Below are 15,720 nucleotides of genomic sequence, written 5' to 3'. Positions count from 1 at the left end.
GCTGCTATTGACGGCATGGTAAAAATACCTCATTTGCGTACCAGATGCCCAGAATCGTCGCGCTCGCATGCCGATTGGCTGTAGCGTGCTTGGGTGTCCTCGATGATGACCACTCTGGACGGGTTCCCCGTCCCGGTGGTCGTGGGCGGTCCGGAGAACGGCGTCGTCGTCGTCATATTGGGCGACGAGGACCGCGTCCCGGCGGCCTACGATGCCGTGTGCGAGCGGCTGCACACCGCGTCGCTTCGAACGGTCGTGGTCGGTTTCGATCCGCGCCTGACCCCCAAGTCGGTGATCGGCATCCTCGATGCGCTGGGCATCGGGTGGGCCGTGGTGATGGGTGATCGCGCCGGCGGCGAACTCGCCTGGGAACTGACCGCGACCCGGCTGGGCCGGTTCGTCGGGCTGGTGGTGATCGATCGCGGCCATCCGCGGGCCGCCAATTACGAGGGCGCCATCACCGACGGGCACTGCCCGCCGGTCGAGATCGGCACCACCGTGTTGGTCAGCTCGCCGGCCACCCGGGCGGTGGCCCAGGAGAGCCAGCGCTACGTCTACGCCGACTACCGGGTGGTGCACCTGGGGCGGCGGACCGTGCAGGAGTCGACGGCGCAGCTGGCGGCCGAGATCATTTTGCGCACCAGCGGCTGGTAGCGCCTGGTTGACTGACGGTCATGGCCAGTGAAGAAAGTGCTGTGACCGACCCGAACGCCGCCAGGTTGCCGTTGGCCGCGCTCGAACGACTCGTGGGCACCGGCGAGGTGGACACCGTCATCGTGGCATTCGCCGACATGCAGGGCCGGCTGGTCGGGAAGCGGATCGACGCGCGGCTGTTCGTCGACGACGTGGCCGCCCACGGCGCCGAGTGCTGCGGCTACCTGCTCGCCGTCGACGTCGACATGAACACCGTGGGCGGGTATGCGATGTCGAGCTGGGACACCGGGTACGGCGACACGGTGGCCAGGCCCGACCTGTCCACCATGCGCCGCATTCCCTGGCTGCCCGGTACGGCCTTGGTGATCGCCGACGTGGGCTGGGCCGACGGCAGCCCGGTCGCCGTGGCGCCGCGGGCAATCCTGCGCCGCCAGCTGGACCGGCTGGCCGACCGGGGCCTGGCCGCCAACGTCGCCACCGAGCTGGAATTCATCGTGTTCGACGAGACCTACCGCCAGGCCTGGGCCAACGGCTACCGCGGGCTGACCCCGGCCAGCGACTACAACATCGACTACGCGATCTCGGCGTCGTCGCGCATGGAGCCGCTGCTGCGCGACATCCGCCAGGGAATGATCGGCGCCGGCCTGCGATTCGAGGCCGTCAAGGGCGAATGCAACAGGGGGCAGCAGGAAATCGGCTTCCGGTACGCCGATGCCCTGGTCACCTGCGACAACCACGTCATCTACAAGAACGGTGCCAAGGAGATCGCCGACCAGCACGGAAAGAGTCTGACGTTCATGGCCAAATACGATGAGCGAGAAGGGAACAGCTGTCACGTTCACCTCTCGCTGCGCGATCCACAGGGCGGCGCGGTGTTCGCCGACCCCAGCCGCCCGCGCGGCATGTCGTCGGTGTTCTGCGGTTTTCTGGCCGGCCTGCTGGCCACCCTGCGCGACCTCACACTCTTTTATGCGCCGAACATCAACTCCTACAAGCGATTCGCCGACGGTAGTTTCGCGCCCACCGCGCTGGCGTGGGGATTGGACAATCGCACCTGTGCGCTGCGGGTGGTCGGCCACGGGCCCAACACCCGGGTCGAGTGCCGGGTCCCCGGCGGCGACGTCAACCCGTATCTGGCGGTGGCGGCGATGGTCGCCGGCGGGCTGTACGGTATCGAACGGGGCCTCGAGCTACCGGAGCCCTGCGCGGGAAACGCTTACCAGGCTCCCGGCGTCGAGCGGTTGCCCGTCACGCTGGCCGAGGCGGCCTCGGTGTTCGAGCACTCGACGCTCGCGCGGGACGTGTTCGGCGACGACGTGGTCGCCCACTACCTGAACAACGCCCGGGTGGAGCTGGCGGCGTTCAACGCGGCGGTCACCGACTGGGAGAGGATACGTGGGTTTGAACGCCTCTAGACCGCTGATCGGCCTGACGACGTATCTGGAACAGGTGCAGACCGGCATCTGGGACATCCGCGCCGGGTACCTACCGTCCGACTACTTCGAAGGCGTCCTGCTGGCCGGCGGGATCGCGGTGCTGCTGCCGCCGCAGCCGGTGGACGCCGAGATCGTCGACGCGGTACTGGACGGCCTGCACGGACTGGTGATCACCGGGGGATACGATCTGGACCCCGCGAGCTACGGCCAGCAACCGCACCCGACCACGGACGCGCCCCGCACCGACCGCGACGCCTGGGAATTCGCGCTGTTGCAGGGCGCCCTGCGGCGGGGCCTGCCGGTGCTGGGAATCTGCCGCGGCGCACAGGTGCTCAACGTCGCGCTGGGCGGCACGCTGCACCAGCACCTGCCCGACGTGCTCGGGCACAGCGGGCACCGGGCGGGCAACGGGGTGTTCACCAGGCTGCCGGTGCGCACGGTGGCGGGCACCCGGCTGGCCGCGCTGGTCGGGGAGTCCGCCGATGCGCCGAGCTATCACCACCAGGCCGTCGACCGGGTGGGGGACGGCCTGGTGGTCAGCGCGCGGGACGCCGACGGCGTCGTCGAGGCGCTGGAGCTGCCGGGCGACAGGTTTGTGCTTGCGGTGCAATGGCATCCCGAACAGTCGCTGGAAGACCTGCGGTTGTTCGCCGCGATCGTCGACGCGGCCCGGTCCTACGCGGGGCGCGCGAGTTGAGCGCCGCGCGGCTGATCAACCCCGCGACCGAGGAAGTGCTGCGCTCGGTCGAACACGCCGACGCCGCCGCGGTCGACGACGCGGTGGACCGGGCGCGGGCGGCCCAGCGACGGTGGGCGCGGGTGTCCCCGGCCGAGCGGGCCGCCGGCCTGCGGGACTTCGCCGGCGCCGTCGACGCCCATCTCGGCGAGCTGGCCGCACTCGAGGTCGCCAACTCCGGGCATCCCATCGCGTCCGCCGAATGGGAGGCCGGTCACGTCCGCGACGTGTTGAACTTCTACGCGGCCAGCCCGGAACGCTTGTCCGGCAAGCAAATTCCCGTTGCCGGTGGCCTGGACGTCACGTTCAACGAGCCGATGGGCGTCGTCGGTGTGATCACGCCGTGGAACTTCCCGATGCCCATCGCGTCGTGGGGTTTCGCACCGGCGTTGGCCGCGGGCAACGCCGTGCTGATCAAACCCGCCGAGGCGACGCCGCTGACCACCATCCGGCTCGGTGAGCTCGCGGTGCAGGCCGGACTCGACGCGGACCTGCTCCAGGTGCTGCCGGGCCGGGGCGCGGTGGTCGGGGAGCGGTTCGTCACCCACCCCGGCATCCGCAAGATCGTGTTCACCGGGTCCACCGACGTCGGCAAGCGGGTAATGTCCGGCGCGGCCGCTCACGTGAAGCGGGTGACCCTGGAACTGGGCGGCAAGAGCGCCAACATCGTGTTCGCCGACTGCGACCTCGAGCGCGCCGCGGCGACCGCACCGGCCGGGGTGTTCGACAACGCGGGACAGGACTGCTGCGCGCGGAGCCGAATGCTGGTGCAGCGCAGCGTCTATGACCGGTTCATGGAGCTGCTCGAGCCCGCCGTCACCGGCGTCGTCGTCGGCGATCCGGCGTCCCGGGACACCGAAATGGGTCCGCTGGTGTCGGCCGCACACCGCGACAAGGTCGCGTCGTATGTGCCCGACGACGCCCCCGTCGCGTTCCGCGGCACCGCGCCGGCTGGCCGCGGATTCTGGTTCCCGCCAACGGTTCTGACTCCGCAGCGCACCGACCGCAGCGTCACCGACGAGATCTTCGGCCCGGTCGTTACGGTGCTGGCCTTCGACGACGAGCAGGACGCCGTCGGGTTGGCCAACGACACCAGCTACGGACTGTCCGGATCGATCTGGACCAACGACCTGTCCCGCGCGCTGCGCGTGTCCCGGGCGATCGAATCCGGCAATCTGTCCGTGAATTCGCACTCGTCGGTGCGGTACAGCACGCCGTTCGGCGGATTCAAGCAGTCCGGGCTGGGCCGTGAGCTGGGCCCGGACGCGCCGCTGCACTTCACCGAGACCAAGAACGTGTTCATCGCGATCAGAGAGGACTAGGCGGTGGCGGTCGATCTCACCCGACGATTGGCGGGCCGCGTGGCCGTCGTCACCGGCGCCGGCGGCGGCATCGGGCTGGCCGCGGCGCGGCGGATGCATGCCGAGGGCGCGACCATCGTGGTCGCTGACATCGATGCCGACGCGGGCGGCGCGGCGGCGGACGAACTGTCCGGCTTGTTCGTGCCCACCGACGTCTCCGACGAGGCCGCGGTCAACGGGCTCTTCGACACCGCGGCGCGCGCCCACGGGCGCATCGACATCGCGTTCAACAACGCCGGCATCTCGCCCCCCGACGACGACGTCATCGAGGACACCGAACTGCCCGCGTGGCAACGCGTCCAGGACGTCAACCTGAAGTCGGTGTACCTGTGCTGCCGGGCGGCGTTGCGGCACATGGTTCCCGCGCAGCAGGGCTCCATCATCAACACGGCGTCATTCGTCGCCGTCCTGGGGTCGGCGACCTCGCAGATCTCCTACACCGCCGCCAAGGGCGGGGTGCTGGCCATGTCGCGCGAACTGGGTGTGCAGTTCGCCCGGCAGGGCATCCGGGTCAACGCGCTGTGCCCCGGGCCCGTGAACACCCCGCTGCTGCAAGAGCTTTTCGCCAAGGATCCCGAGCGGGCCGCCCGCCGGCTGGTGCACGTCCCGGTGGGCCGGTTCGCCCACCCCGACGAAATCGCCGCGGCGGTAGCCTTTTTGGCCAGCGATGACGCGTCATTCATCACCGCTTCGACGTTCATGGTCGACGGCGGCATCAGCGCCGCCTATGTCACCCCGCTGTAACCGCCGCGATCGTCGGCGGCATGTCACCCGGGATGCTCGCTGATCGCGACCAGGCGGATGGGCTCGCGGACCCGGTCCTCGCGCAGCCGCTCCGTCATGGGGGCGGCGGCCGCCCAGGCGCGCGGCACCGACAGCACACCGACCGGCGTCCCGCGGCCCAGGCCCGCATTCACGCCGTTGCTGACAGCGGGCTTGGGGAACAGCGATTGCAGGGCCGCCGTCTTGTTCATCGAATTGAGGTGGCCGATCGCGAAGTCCGACGGCGCGGTCACCGAATTCAATTTCGAGAGCGACGGGGTGACCGCGGCGAGGGACGCTTCGAGCGTGGTCAGCGGCGACGAGGACAGCCCTTTGAGGGCGTCGGGTATCGCCGACATCAGTTCGCAGCCGGCGGTTATGACGTCCGGCGCCGACTGCAGGGCCCAATGACGTTTCGTCACAGCGGGATTGCCCGGCGGGGCGGGGAACGGGGTCATCGCCACGGCACCGGCCGCGGCCTCGGCGTAGGCGTGCATGGCGTCGGCGTTTCGCGCCCACATCGCGTCGTACTCGGCATCGGCGTTCGCGATCGCCGCGCTGCGCTGGCCCAGACAATTCGCCGAAACCAGTGACATTCGGTGCGTCCGGTTGCGGGCGATCTCCGCTGGCGGCACCGTCGCCGTGAAGGCCGACTGATGCGCGCCGGCCGCCGCCGTGAGCTGGGTGGCCGCATGCTCGCTGCCGGCCGCGACGGCGTCGAGCCAGTCGACGTACCGTGCCGCGGCTTGGCGCAGCGCCGCGCCATCGCCGTTGGTCGCCAGCCGCGCGGTCACCGTCCGGTAGTCGGCCGCGGCGCTGAAGAGCCGTGCGGCCAACGCTTCCCACGCCGCCGCGGCGCGCATCATCGATCCCGCGCCGGGACCCGAATACATCAGCCCGGAGCTGATCTCCGGAGGTAGCGTCGCAAAATTCATTACAACCTCCGCCTGCCTGTGGCGGTACAAGTGGTGCCCGAGAACATGAGGGTCTTCTTTCACGAGATAGACACGGGGGTTACAAGCCGCGGGGCGCTCACGTGTCGCGCGCACACACCTGCGTCGGCGAAACACGCCTGGCCCGGGCGCAACGATCAGCGGCGGGCGATGCAGATCCGGGTCAAGATATCTCGGTCGGGCGCGGTGGCCGCGGGTGCGCGGGGCTGGGTGCCGGCGCACGTAAACCCTGTGGGGGTCAACGACAATGGCGCCGGCATCAGCACCGATTGCGGTGACAACCGATTCCACGTCAGGGGCCGTTCTTTCGTCATCCATGCGCTGCGGAACGGCTTGTGGTTGGTCTTGTTCGCCGGTGCCGAAGACCGCTCAGCGGTCAGGGCGACCCGGCTGAGGGCGACGGGATGCTGATGCATCGGCCCGGGGTGCGGGGTGACGGTCGCCGCTGACCACGCCGCCGGCTCCGGCGGCGCCGCGGCGGCGAAATTGGGCCGCACCCACGAGCCCGTGACCAGGGCGATGAACACCCCTAGCGCCGCGGTAATCGCGATGGCCGACTGCCATCGCCGAGTTACGCCAACGCCCCGGAAAACCACAGTGCACCGAATGTACCGCGCGAAGATTTCCTGAACGGTTCCAGCGAGCTGTGAACTCGATCCGAGTCCGATGTGTGTTTGCCCAGGTGGTGCGGCTGGCACCGACCCGTCAGCGATCGGACCCGCGGGGATCGATGAGCTCGTTGAAGTCGGCGACGCTGTGGATGCCGTCGACATACTCGAACGAGCCGTGGTCGAGCACTTCCCGTGCGGCACGGACGACTGCGGTAAGGCCGGTGCGGCAGAAGGAGGTGCCGATCGACACCCTGCGCACCCCGAATTCCTTGAGCTGGACGAGCGTGAAACGGGCCGGCCCGAACCCGGCGACGTAGTTGAACGGCCGGGTGACGCTGCCGCACACCCGGCGCAGCGCCGCCTCGTCGGGCAGGCCGGGTGCGTACAAGACATCGGCGCCGGCCGCCTCGAATGCCTGCAGCCGCGACACCGTGTCGTCGAGGTCCGGACGGCCGCGGATGAAATTCTCCGAGCGCGCGGTCAGGGTGAACGGATGCCGCAGCGCCCGCGCGGCCTCGACGGCGGCGTGGATGCGCTCGATTGCCAGCGCGCGGGGAAAGATCGGCGCGTCGGCGTCATACGTGGCGTCCTCGATCGAGGCCCCGGCCAGCCCGGCCTCGCCCGCCAGGCGCACCGTTTCGGCCACCGTCTCGGGGGCGTCGCCGAACCCGTTCTCCAGATCCGCGGTCACCGGAAGCGGGGTTGCCCCGACGATGGCGCGCGCGTGTCCGAGGGCTTCGTCCCTGCTGACCGCGCCGTCGCCATCGCGGCGGCCCAACGAGAACGCCAGGCCGGCGCTGGTGGTCGCCAATGCGCGATACCCGAGGTTGGCGAACAACCGGGCGGTGCCGATGTCCCAGGGATTGGGGAGCACGAGAATCTCGTCGCCGGTGTGCAGGCGGCGGAATTCGTCGCCACGACGGGTCCGTTCGGTGTCATCCATGGCCGGTCCGATCGGGGGGGTCTGCATGCAGGTGTAGCACCGGCCACCGACACACGCTACGGCCGGAAAGCGAGGAGCGGGATCGCCATCTCCGCCACGGTGGCTCCGCCGTGAAAGCCGATCAGGCGAGCCGTTTCCGGGGGTTCGTGTGCGCTGGCCAGCACCGCGGCTTCGCCGGAACAGACGACCACCACGTCGCCGAGCCGCTCGGTGTGTGGCGCGGCGACCGGCCCGAACATGCCGGTGGCCACCGCCTGCTCGCGGCTGTACACGGTGGCGCAGCCGTCCAGCAGCTCGCCCCACACGGCCTGCACGTCGGCGGCGGCGCCCGGCTCGGTGTGCAGATACCGCACCCGCGGCTCGCCGGCCACCACCCGGATTCCCGCGGCCAACCGGGGGTCGGCGTCGAGATCGATGCGCGCCTCGGGCGGGACGTTGATGCCGCCGTGGTCGGCGGTCACCAGCACCGCCGCGTTCGCCGGCAGCGCGTCGAGCAGGCGAGACAGCAGCGCGTCGATGTCGCTCGCCGCGGCATGCCACTGTTCGGAGCCGATGCCGAAGACGTGGGCGGCGGTGTCGAGCTGCGCGGTGTAGCCGTAGACCAGCCCGGGCCCCGCGCGCAGCTCGTCGGCCACCAGCCACGCGTAATCGTCGGCGGGACCGGCCGGGTGGAATTCGGCGCCGCGATACGCGGCCTGGGTCAGTCCGCTGTCCATGAACGCGGCCGGCAGCGCCACGCGTGCGCTCACGCCGGCGTTTTTGAGCCGTTCGAACCAGGTCGGCACCGGCTGCCAGATGGTGGGGGGCGGGTCGTCGCGCCACCGGACGTGGTTGAGCACCCGGTCGGTGCCGGGCACCCTGAGCGTGAAGCCCAGGATTCCGTGTTCGCCCGGGAGCACACCGGTGCCCAGTGACACCAGGCTGGTCGGCGTGGTCGACGGGAACGTGCAGTCCAGCCGGGTCAGCCGGCCGGTGGCACCGGCCAGCACGGACGCGAGCAGCGGCGCGCTGCCGGCCAGCTGCGGAAGCAGGTGCCAGCCCAGCCCGTCGACCAGCACGACGAGCACCCGGTCGATCCGGTCGGCGCCCGCCCAGTCCGCCACCGCCAGGTTGTCAACCGCATCCGGGACCTCGAGCAGGGCGGCCGCGGCGGGCAGCACATCGCACAGAGAACCGGGCACGGGGCCAGTCTGGCGATGAAGTCAGACGCGCGCCAGTCGCAGGCCGGTCGCCAGCAGCTGCCGATTCGTGCTGTCGGTCAGCGCACAGAGCTGCGCCGGCGACAGCCGGCCGCACAACCGCCCCCAGTGCACCGCCACCACATCACCGGCGGCCACGTCGGGCACGGCGCTGTACCCGTCGGCCCACACCTCGAGCACGCGCGCCGCCGGTTCCGACAGCGCCAGCGCCCGACCGTCCCAGGCCAGCCTGCGGCACAACACCTCGACTCGGTCGGCGTCGCGGGAAAGCACTGTCCCAGAGGTGATTCGGCAGTTATCCAGCACGCTCAGCGGCTGCTCGTCGGTACCCCGACCCAAGAACCGCGTCCACGGATACACCCCGAACACGTGGAAGCAGTGGTTGCCGGCGGCCTCGCACGCCAGATCCGCGGTCAGGTGCGACCAGTAGTGGCCTGCCTGCGGGCCGATGATCGCGAGCAGCGCGTCGAAGAATTCCTGCGGGTCCAGGCCGGCTGCGACGCCACCGCCGAGCCAATACGACTCGACCAGACGGTAATCCAGTGGGTCGGCGATGCCGGTCAGTCTCGACAGCACCCGCAGATACGGCCACGCGCCGGAGAACTTGGTCGCCGCCCTGCGCACGTCGGCGACCGACCCGTCGCGCAGGGTGGCCCCCAACGGCGGCCCGCAATAGCCGAGCGCGTTGGGCGCGTAGGCGTAGCGGGCGAACATTTCGGCGCCCTCGTCGCGGCTGTCCGGATCGGCCAACGATCACCCCCGACCGGCCTGGCCCACCAGCTTGACGGCGTCGCGGTGCATGCGGCCGAAGTTGTAGTAGGCCGCGCAGGCGCCCTCCGGGGACACCATGCACGTACCGATCGGTGTCTCCGGTGTGCAGGCGGTGCCGAAAACCTTGCATTCCCAAGGCTTGAGCACCCCCTTGAGCACCTCACCGCACTGGCAGGCCTTCGGGTCGGCGACCCGCACGCCGGGCATCGCGAACCGCAGCTCGGCGTCGAACTCGGCGAAATCGTCGTGCAGCCGCAGCGCGCTCTGCGAGATGAAGCCCAGGCCGCGCCATTCGAAGTGCGGACGCAGCGCGAACACCTTGCCCATCAACGCCAGCGCCGCGGGGTTGCCGTGCTCGGGTACCACGCGCTTGTACTGGTTCTCCACCTCGCAGCGTCCCTCACGGATCTGACGCAGCAGCATCGCGACCGATGCCAGGATGTCCAGCGGCTCGAAACCGGCTACCACCAACGGCTTTCGATACACCTCCGGGACGAACCGGTAGGGGCGGTTGCCCACCACGGTGGACACGTGCCCGGGGCCGATGAAACCCGACAGTCGCAGGTCCGGTGATTCCAGGATGGCCCTGATCGGGGGCACGATGGTGACGTGGTTGCAGAAGACACTGAAGTTGGGCAGGCCCAATTCGCGGGCCCGCACCAGCGTCACCGCGGTCGAGGGCGCGGTGGTCTCGAAACCGATGGCGAAGAACACCACTTGCTTGCCGGGGTTGTCGACCGCGATCTTCAGCGCGTCCAGCGGCGAATAGACGAACCGCACGTCGGCCCCGCGGGCCTTGGCGTCGAGCAGGCTGCCGTGCGAGCCGGGCACCCGCATCATGTCCCCGAAGCAGGTGAAGATCACGTCGGGTTGGCCGGCCAGCCACATCGCGTCGTCGATGCGGCCCATCGGGATCACGCAGACCGGGCAGCCCGGGCCGTGCACCAACTCGACGTTGTCGGGCAACAGGTGTTCGATGCCGTGCCGGTAGATGGTGTGCGTGTGCCCGCCGCACACCTCCATGAACTTGAAGTCCTCGCCGCCGGTCCCGGCCAGGTGCTCGATGGCCGTCAGCAGCTTGCGCGCCGCGGCCGGGTCGCGGAACTCGTCAACGAATTTCATTGCCGCTCCTTGGGTCAGATGATGGCCGACGAATCGAAGGCCTGCATTTCGACTGCGTAGGTGTCGCCGAGCTTCTTGATGGCGGCCAGGGTCAGCAGCGCCTCGGTCTCGTCGATCTTGGCCATCGCGAACCCGACGTGCACCAGCACCCAGTCGTCCGGTGCGGGCATGTCGTTCTCCAGCAGCCGGACGCTGATGGCCCGCTGCACGCCGCTGACGTCAACCTTGGCCAGACAATTGGCGGGATCGGTGATCTCCACGATCCGGCCCGGAATTCCCAGACACATGTCGGCGCATCTCCTTTCTGATCAGCAGATCCGGGGCAGTGGGTCGCCGACCAGCATGTCGACGATCCGGGTTCCGCCGAATCCGGTGCGCAGGACCACGCTTTCCGCGGGTTCGGTGACGATTTCCCCGACCTCGGCCGCCTGCGAGCCCAGGGGGTGCGACCTTAGGGCGGCCAGTCCGGCCTCGGCCTCCTCCGGTGCGACGACGGCGACGAACTTGCCCTCGTTGGCGACATAGAGCGGGTCGATGCCGAGCAATTCGCAGGCGCCATTCACCATGGGCGCCACCGGAAGTCGTTCCTCTTCGAGCAGCACCCCGAGGCCGCAGGCCTGGGCCAACTCGTTGCACACCGTGCCGACCCCGCCGCGGGTCGCGTCGCGCATCCACCGGGTGGACGGGGCGGCGGCCATCAACAACTCCACCAACGGGCTGACCGACGCGGTGTCGGAGGCGATGTCGGCCTCGATGGCCAGATCGCCCCGGGCGAGCATCACCGCCATGCCGTGATCGCCCATCGACCCGGACAGCAGCACCTTGTCTCCGGCGCGGACCGACTGCGCCGACAGCGCGCGGCCCGCGGGGATGACGCCGGTTCCTGCGGTGGTGATGAACAGGCCGTCGGCCGCGCCCTTGGGTACCACCTTGGTGTCACCGGTGACGACCTGCACGCCGGCGGCCGCGGCCGCGGCGGCCATGTCGGCGACGATCTCTTTCAATTCGGCGATTCCGAAGCCCTCTTCGAGCACGAACGCCGCCGAGATCCAGGACGGCACAGCGCCGGACACCGCGAGGTCGTTGCAGGTGCCGTGGATCGCGAGTTGGCCGATGGAGCCGCCGGGGAACCGGCGAGGTTGCACCACAAAGGAATCCGTCGACATCGCGACCCGCTCGCCGCTGGGTAGAGCCAAGACGGCGCCGTCGCCCAGCGACTCGAGCAGCGGGTTGCGGAACGCCTCCACGAACACGGCGTCCACCAGCGCCGCCGACGCCTTGCCGCCCGCCCCGTGCGCCAGGGTCACATGATCGTCGAGCAGCCTGGGGCGACGCCGGCGGAACGACTCGATCCGTTCGATCACGTCGCCTTCGCCGAACCGCGGGCCCGACGACAGATAGTCGCCGGCTGACTTGTTTGTCATGCCGCCCCCCGATCTTGAGCTAGGCCATCGTGGACGGCCAGCCACAACTGGTAGCCGACCAGCGCCTGGGATTCCTGAATGCGGTGCACGCTCTGCGAACGAACGACGATGCAGGCGTCCACGTTCGGGTTGTTCACGAAGGCGCCACCGTCGTAGCCGGCGAAACCGATGGTGTACAGGCCGCGCTTGTGCGCTTCGGCCAGCGCCGCCAGCAGGTTGGGCGAATTGCCGCTGGTCGACATCGCGATCGCGATGTCGCCGTCGCGCGCGCGGGCGATCAGCTGCCGGGCGAACACCAGCTCGAATCCGACGTCGTTGCCCAGTGCGGTCAGGATCGCCTGGTCGGCGGTCAGCGACCACGCCGGCAGGGGATTGCCGAGCGGCGGGCGCGCGAACAGTCCGGCCAGCGTGGTGCAGTCGGTGCAGCTGCCGCCGTTGCCGAAGGTGAACATCCTTCCGCCGGCGGCGAATCGGCGCGCCAGCTCGGCGCCGGCGGCCGCCAGCAGGTCGGCGTTGGCTTCCAGCGTGGAGCGGCGCAGCGCGAGGCTTTCGGACGCCTTGGCCTGCGCGGAGGCGGCGAGGTCGGCGAGCAGCGCGGCGGGGTCGTCCTCTTCGGCGTCGATGAACGGGTACAAGAAGTTGGTGGGCTCGTCGGTGGGACTCATGAATCGTCCTCCTCATCCACGCGGCTGATCGCCGTTCCGGCGTGCACCAGGACCAACTCGCCGGGAGCGACCGGGTCGACGAGCGTGGTGACCACGTCCTCGGTCCCCCGCGCGGTGCGCACCCTGGCCTGCCCGTTGACCGACGCGCTCACCACTTCCCCGAGCCGGCCCTCGTCGCTGCACGTGACACAGACCTCGTCGTCGGGTTCGGGTTTGAGCAGCCCGGAGTGTTCAAAGCACACGTGGGTCAGCTCCCACAGCAGGTGATAGAACAGCACGAAGCCACCGGTGGCGGGCACGCGCGGGTCGGGATCGTCGAGCCACAGCACGTGATCGGCCGCGGCGGCCGGGGGTGCGTCGCTGCTGCCGATCCAGATCGTGGTGGCGCCCCAGGCCGGGGCGCGGCGCATCACCGAGCGCACGTCCGCGTTGTCCGCACCGGAGATCGCGACCACGATGTCGCCGGGGCGCACCGACACCCGCACCAGGTCCACCAGATCGGAGCCGGTCAACGCCACGGCAGGCAAGGCGCGCTTGCCCATGATCACCGGGTGGACGAATTCGACCGCGATGTGCAGCGCATGGGGTTCCCACGACGGCGCGATGGACCACATGGTGGCGCCCGCGGCGAATCGCTTGGCCAGTGTCAGGGCGGTGGCGGCGAGGTCTTCGGCCAGTTCGGCGCTCAGCCCACGATCGATTGCGGTGGTGATCATCGCATCAACCCCTCCTCCTGCGCGGTCAGCACCGAGACCGCGGCCTGTCCAAGGGCCAGCCCGCCGTCGTTCGGCGGCACGATGTGATGCGTGAGGACTTCAAACCCGTTCTGTCGCAACCGCGTACGGCAGGCGTCCAGCAACAGGACGTTCTGGAACACCCCGCCGGTGAGGCCCACCAGCGTGGTGCCGCCCGCCACCTGGGTGACGACTTGGGCGACGCCGTCGGCGACGGCCTGGTGAAACGCCGCGGCCAGCAACGCCGGTCGCGTTCCGGCGTACAGCGCCGCCACGATGGTCTGCACCATCGGGGCCGGATCGATCACCCCGTCCGGTCCCACGGTCAGAGGCAACGACGGCCGCATGCAGGTTTCGCCGGCCGACTGCGCCAGCGCCTCGAGTTCGATCGCGGCTTGTCCTTCGTAGTCGATGCGGTGCCGCACCCCGAGCAGGGAGGCGACCGCGTCGAACAGGCGGCCCATGCTTGAACAGGGCACGCAGCCCGCTCCGGTCTCCAATTGCGAACGGGTGAGCCGCAGTTCGTCGGCGGACGCGGCCGCCACCGGCGCCAGGTCGGGGGTCCAGTCGATGTCGGCCGTCCACAGCTGGGACAGCGCCATCCGGCACGGATTGCGCACCGCCGCGTCGCCACCGGGCAGCGGCACCGCCGACAGGTGGCCGGCCCGAACGAAACGATGGCTCCGGGCGTCGAGGGTGAGAATCTCGCCGCCCCAGATGGTTTCGTCGCAGCCATAACCGGTGCCGTCGAACGAGACCCCCACGATGGGTTCGCCGAGGCGCCCGTGTTCGGCCAGCAGCGACACCACATGGGCGTGATGGTGCTGGACCAGGTCCAGCGGGCGCTCGTCCGCATGACGCTCCGCCCAGCTCCGCGTGTGGTAGCCGGGATGCAGGTCGGCGGCCAGACGCCCCGGCCTGCCCCGGATTTCGCTGAGCTGGCTGACCGCCCGCTCGAACGCGCGCAGCGTCTCCCAGGTGGCCATGTCGCCGATGTGTCCGGACAGGTAGGCCCGGCGGCCGTCGGTGAGACAGAACGTGTTCTTCAATTCGCCGCCCACGGCCAGCACGGCCGGGCCCTCGAGCTTCAAGTCGATCGGCAGCGGCGCGTAGCCGCGGGATCGACGGATCGGCAGCTCGTGGGCCCCCCGTTCGTCGTGGACGACACGCACCACCGAGTCGTCGCACGGCACGTGGATCGGCCGGTCGTGATCCAGCACCGCATCGCACAGCGACGGAAGTCGTTGTGCGGAATCGTCGTCGGTGAAGCAGATGGGCTCATCGGAGCGGTTGGCACTGGTCAGCACCAGCGCGTCGGGTGCCGGTCCGGGGCTGCCGGGTGCCGGCGCCAGCAGCAGGTGATGAATGGGGGAGTACGGCAGCATCAGCCCCAGCAGCGGGCTGCCGGGCGCGACGGTCCCGGCGACCGGTGCGCCGGCGCGCCGCCGCAGCAACACGATCGGACGGGCCGGACTGCACAGCACCGCGGCCTCGGCGGTGTCGAGGTGGGCGTAGCGGCGCGCCACGTCGAGGTCACGCACCAGCATGGCAAAGGGCTTGGCGCCGCGCGCTTTCCGTGTCCGCAACGCCCCGACCGCCGTCGCGTCGTCGACGGCGCAGGCCAGGTGGTAGCCGCCGACTCCCTTGATGGCCACCACGGCGCCGGATGCCAGGGCGTCCTGGGCGGCGGTCAGCGCCGCGTCCGAGCCGCTCACCCGCCCGGCCGGCGATGCGAACCACAGGCTCGGCCCGCAGTCCGGGCACGCGATCGGCTGCGCGTGGAATCGGCGATCCGCCGGGTCATGGTATTCGGTGGCGCAGCGCGCACACATGTCGAATCGCGACATCGTGGTGGCCGGCCGGTCGTAGGGCAGCCCGGTGATGATGGTGAACCGCGGCCCGCAGTTGGTGCACGTCACGAACGGGTGCCGGTAACGCCGGTCGAGCGGGTCGAACAGTTCGGTGACGCAGTCGTCGCACACCGCGATGTCGGGCGGTATGGGGGTGCTCGTGCCGGCCGCCAATCGGCTTGGCACGATGCGGAATTCGGGCGGGCACGTGGGATCGGCGGCGACGTCGGCGAACCGTACCTCGGCGATCCGCGCCAGGGGCGGCGCCTCGGCGCACAGCCGGCGCCCGAATTCCGCCACCGGGCCGGGCCGGCCCTGCACCTCGAGGAAGACCGCACCCGAGTCGTTACCGACGAATCCGGCCAGTCCCAGCTCGGTTGCGATCCGATGCACGAACGGACGGAAGCCGACCCCCTGTACCACCCCGGTCACCGTGACACGCTGCCGCACCTGGGTGTCAGGGGGGCCGGGGCGCAACAGCAGGGAGGTGTCGGTCATG

The 15,720-nt window shown here is 70.1% G+C and carries 16 protein-coding genes; 5 read left to right on the top strand and 11 right to left on the bottom strand.

What is annotated here, in order from left to right:
- The first annotated feature begins 102 nt into the window (after nt 1-102).
- From MTY59_RS26435 to MTY59_RS26415, 5 genes are read left to right on the top strand one after another with little or no spacing between them, the layout of a single operon-like run.
- Nucleotides 103-654 (top strand): alpha/beta hydrolase, encoded by a 552-nt coding sequence (locus tag MTY59_RS26435; RefSeq protein WP_221043767.1) that lies wholly within the window; start codon nt 103-105, stop codon nt 652-654.
- Between the two features lie 20 nt (nt 655-674).
- Nucleotides 675-2,069 carry a glutamine synthetase family protein gene (locus tag MTY59_RS26430; RefSeq protein ID WP_221043766.1) on the top strand — a complete coding sequence of 465 codons (1,395 nt, stop codon included), beginning with the start codon at nt 675-677 and terminating at the stop codon, nt 2,067-2,069.
- Complete coding sequence (locus MTY59_RS26425; protein ID WP_250160675.1) at nt 2,050-2,787, top strand: gamma-glutamyl-gamma-aminobutyrate hydrolase family protein; 738 nt, start codon at nt 2,050-2,052, stop codon at nt 2,785-2,787. The genes MTY59_RS26430 and MTY59_RS26425 overlap by 20 nt, the downstream gene beginning before the upstream one ends.
- Nucleotides 2,784-4,148 carry an aldehyde dehydrogenase family protein gene (locus tag MTY59_RS26420; RefSeq protein WP_221043765.1) on the top strand — a complete coding sequence of 455 codons (1,365 nt, stop codon included), beginning with the start codon at nt 2,784-2,786 and terminating at the stop codon, nt 4,146-4,148. Before MTY59_RS26425 ends, MTY59_RS26420 begins: the two co-directional genes overlap by 4 nt.
- A gap of 3 nt (nt 4,149-4,151) precedes the next feature.
- The gene (locus MTY59_RS26415; RefSeq protein WP_221043764.1) at nt 4,152-4,931 is read left to right on the top strand and encodes a 3-oxoacyl-ACP reductase; all 780 of its coding nucleotides are present in this window, start codon (nt 4,152-4,154) and stop codon (nt 4,929-4,931) included.
- A 23-nt stretch (nt 4,932-4,954) separates the two neighbouring features.
- On the opposite strand, the gene MTY59_RS26410 is transcribed toward MTY59_RS26415, so the two are convergent.
- The 11 genes from MTY59_RS26410 to hypF all read right to left on the bottom strand — a co-directional run bounded on the left by MTY59_RS26410 (nt 4,955) and on the right by hypF (nt 15,719).
- Nucleotides 4,955-5,884: a PPE family protein gene (locus MTY59_RS26410; RefSeq protein ID WP_221043763.1), complete on the bottom strand. Its 930-nt coding sequence runs from the start codon at nt 5,882-5,884 to the stop codon at nt 4,955-4,957.
- Nucleotides 5,885-6,039: 155 nt separating this feature from the next.
- The gene (locus tag MTY59_RS26405) at nt 6,040-6,429 is read right to left on the bottom strand and encodes a hypothetical protein (protein ID WP_250160674.1); all 390 of its coding nucleotides are present in this window, start codon (nt 6,427-6,429) and stop codon (nt 6,040-6,042) included.
- 178 nt (nt 6,430-6,607) lie between these two features.
- Nucleotides 6,608-7,456: an isocitrate lyase/PEP mutase family protein gene (locus MTY59_RS26400; protein WP_221043761.1), complete on the bottom strand. Its 849-nt coding sequence runs from the start codon at nt 7,454-7,456 to the stop codon at nt 6,608-6,610.
- Between the two features lie 56 nt (nt 7,457-7,512).
- On the bottom strand, nt 7,513-8,637 hold the full coding sequence (locus MTY59_RS26395; RefSeq protein WP_221043760.1) for an alkaline phosphatase family protein: 1,125 nt from the start codon (nt 8,635-8,637) through the stop codon (nt 7,513-7,515).
- Between the two features lie 21 nt (nt 8,638-8,658).
- Nucleotides 8,659-9,405 (bottom strand): DUF6390 family protein, encoded by a 747-nt coding sequence (locus tag MTY59_RS26390; RefSeq protein WP_284145251.1) that lies wholly within the window; start codon nt 9,403-9,405, stop codon nt 8,659-8,661.
- Nucleotides 9,406-9,408: 3 nt separating this feature from the next.
- Nucleotides 9,409-10,548: a hydrogenase formation protein HypD gene (gene hypD, locus MTY59_RS26385; protein WP_064877938.1), complete on the bottom strand. Its 1,140-nt coding sequence runs from the start codon at nt 10,546-10,548 to the stop codon at nt 9,409-9,411.
- A gap of 14 nt (nt 10,549-10,562) precedes the next feature.
- Nucleotides 10,563-10,835 (bottom strand): HypC/HybG/HupF family hydrogenase formation chaperone, encoded by a 273-nt coding sequence (locus MTY59_RS26380; protein ID WP_064877940.1) that lies wholly within the window; start codon nt 10,833-10,835, stop codon nt 10,563-10,565.
- 21 nt (nt 10,836-10,856) lie between these two features.
- Nucleotides 10,857-11,972, bottom strand: a complete 1,116-nt coding sequence (hypE, locus tag MTY59_RS26375) for a hydrogenase expression/formation protein HypE (RefSeq protein ID WP_250160673.1) — start codon at nt 11,970-11,972, stop codon at nt 10,857-10,859.
- The gene (locus MTY59_RS26370) at nt 11,969-12,637 is read right to left on the bottom strand and encodes a D-sedoheptulose-7-phosphate isomerase (protein ID WP_221043759.1); all 669 of its coding nucleotides are present in this window, start codon (nt 12,635-12,637) and stop codon (nt 11,969-11,971) included. Before MTY59_RS26370 ends, hypE begins: the two co-directional genes overlap by 4 nt.
- The gene (locus MTY59_RS26365; protein ID WP_221043758.1) at nt 12,634-13,353 is read right to left on the bottom strand and encodes a HypC/HybG/HupF family hydrogenase formation chaperone; all 720 of its coding nucleotides are present in this window, start codon (nt 13,351-13,353) and stop codon (nt 12,634-12,636) included. Before MTY59_RS26365 ends, MTY59_RS26370 begins: the two co-directional genes overlap by 4 nt.
- Nucleotides 13,350-15,719 carry a carbamoyltransferase HypF gene (gene hypF / locus MTY59_RS26360; protein WP_221043757.1) on the bottom strand — a complete coding sequence of 790 codons (2,370 nt, stop codon included), beginning with the start codon at nt 15,717-15,719 and terminating at the stop codon, nt 13,350-13,352. The genes MTY59_RS26365 and hypF overlap by 4 nt, the downstream gene beginning before the upstream one ends.
- Nucleotide 15,720 lies beyond the last annotated feature (1 nt).

This window comes from Mycobacterium senriense, from assembly GCF_019668465.1.
Classification (GTDB): domain Bacteria; phylum Actinomycetota; class Actinomycetes; order Mycobacteriales; family Mycobacteriaceae; genus Mycobacterium; species Mycobacterium senriense.
This window is presented reverse-complemented; position numbering and strand designations above follow the sequence as displayed.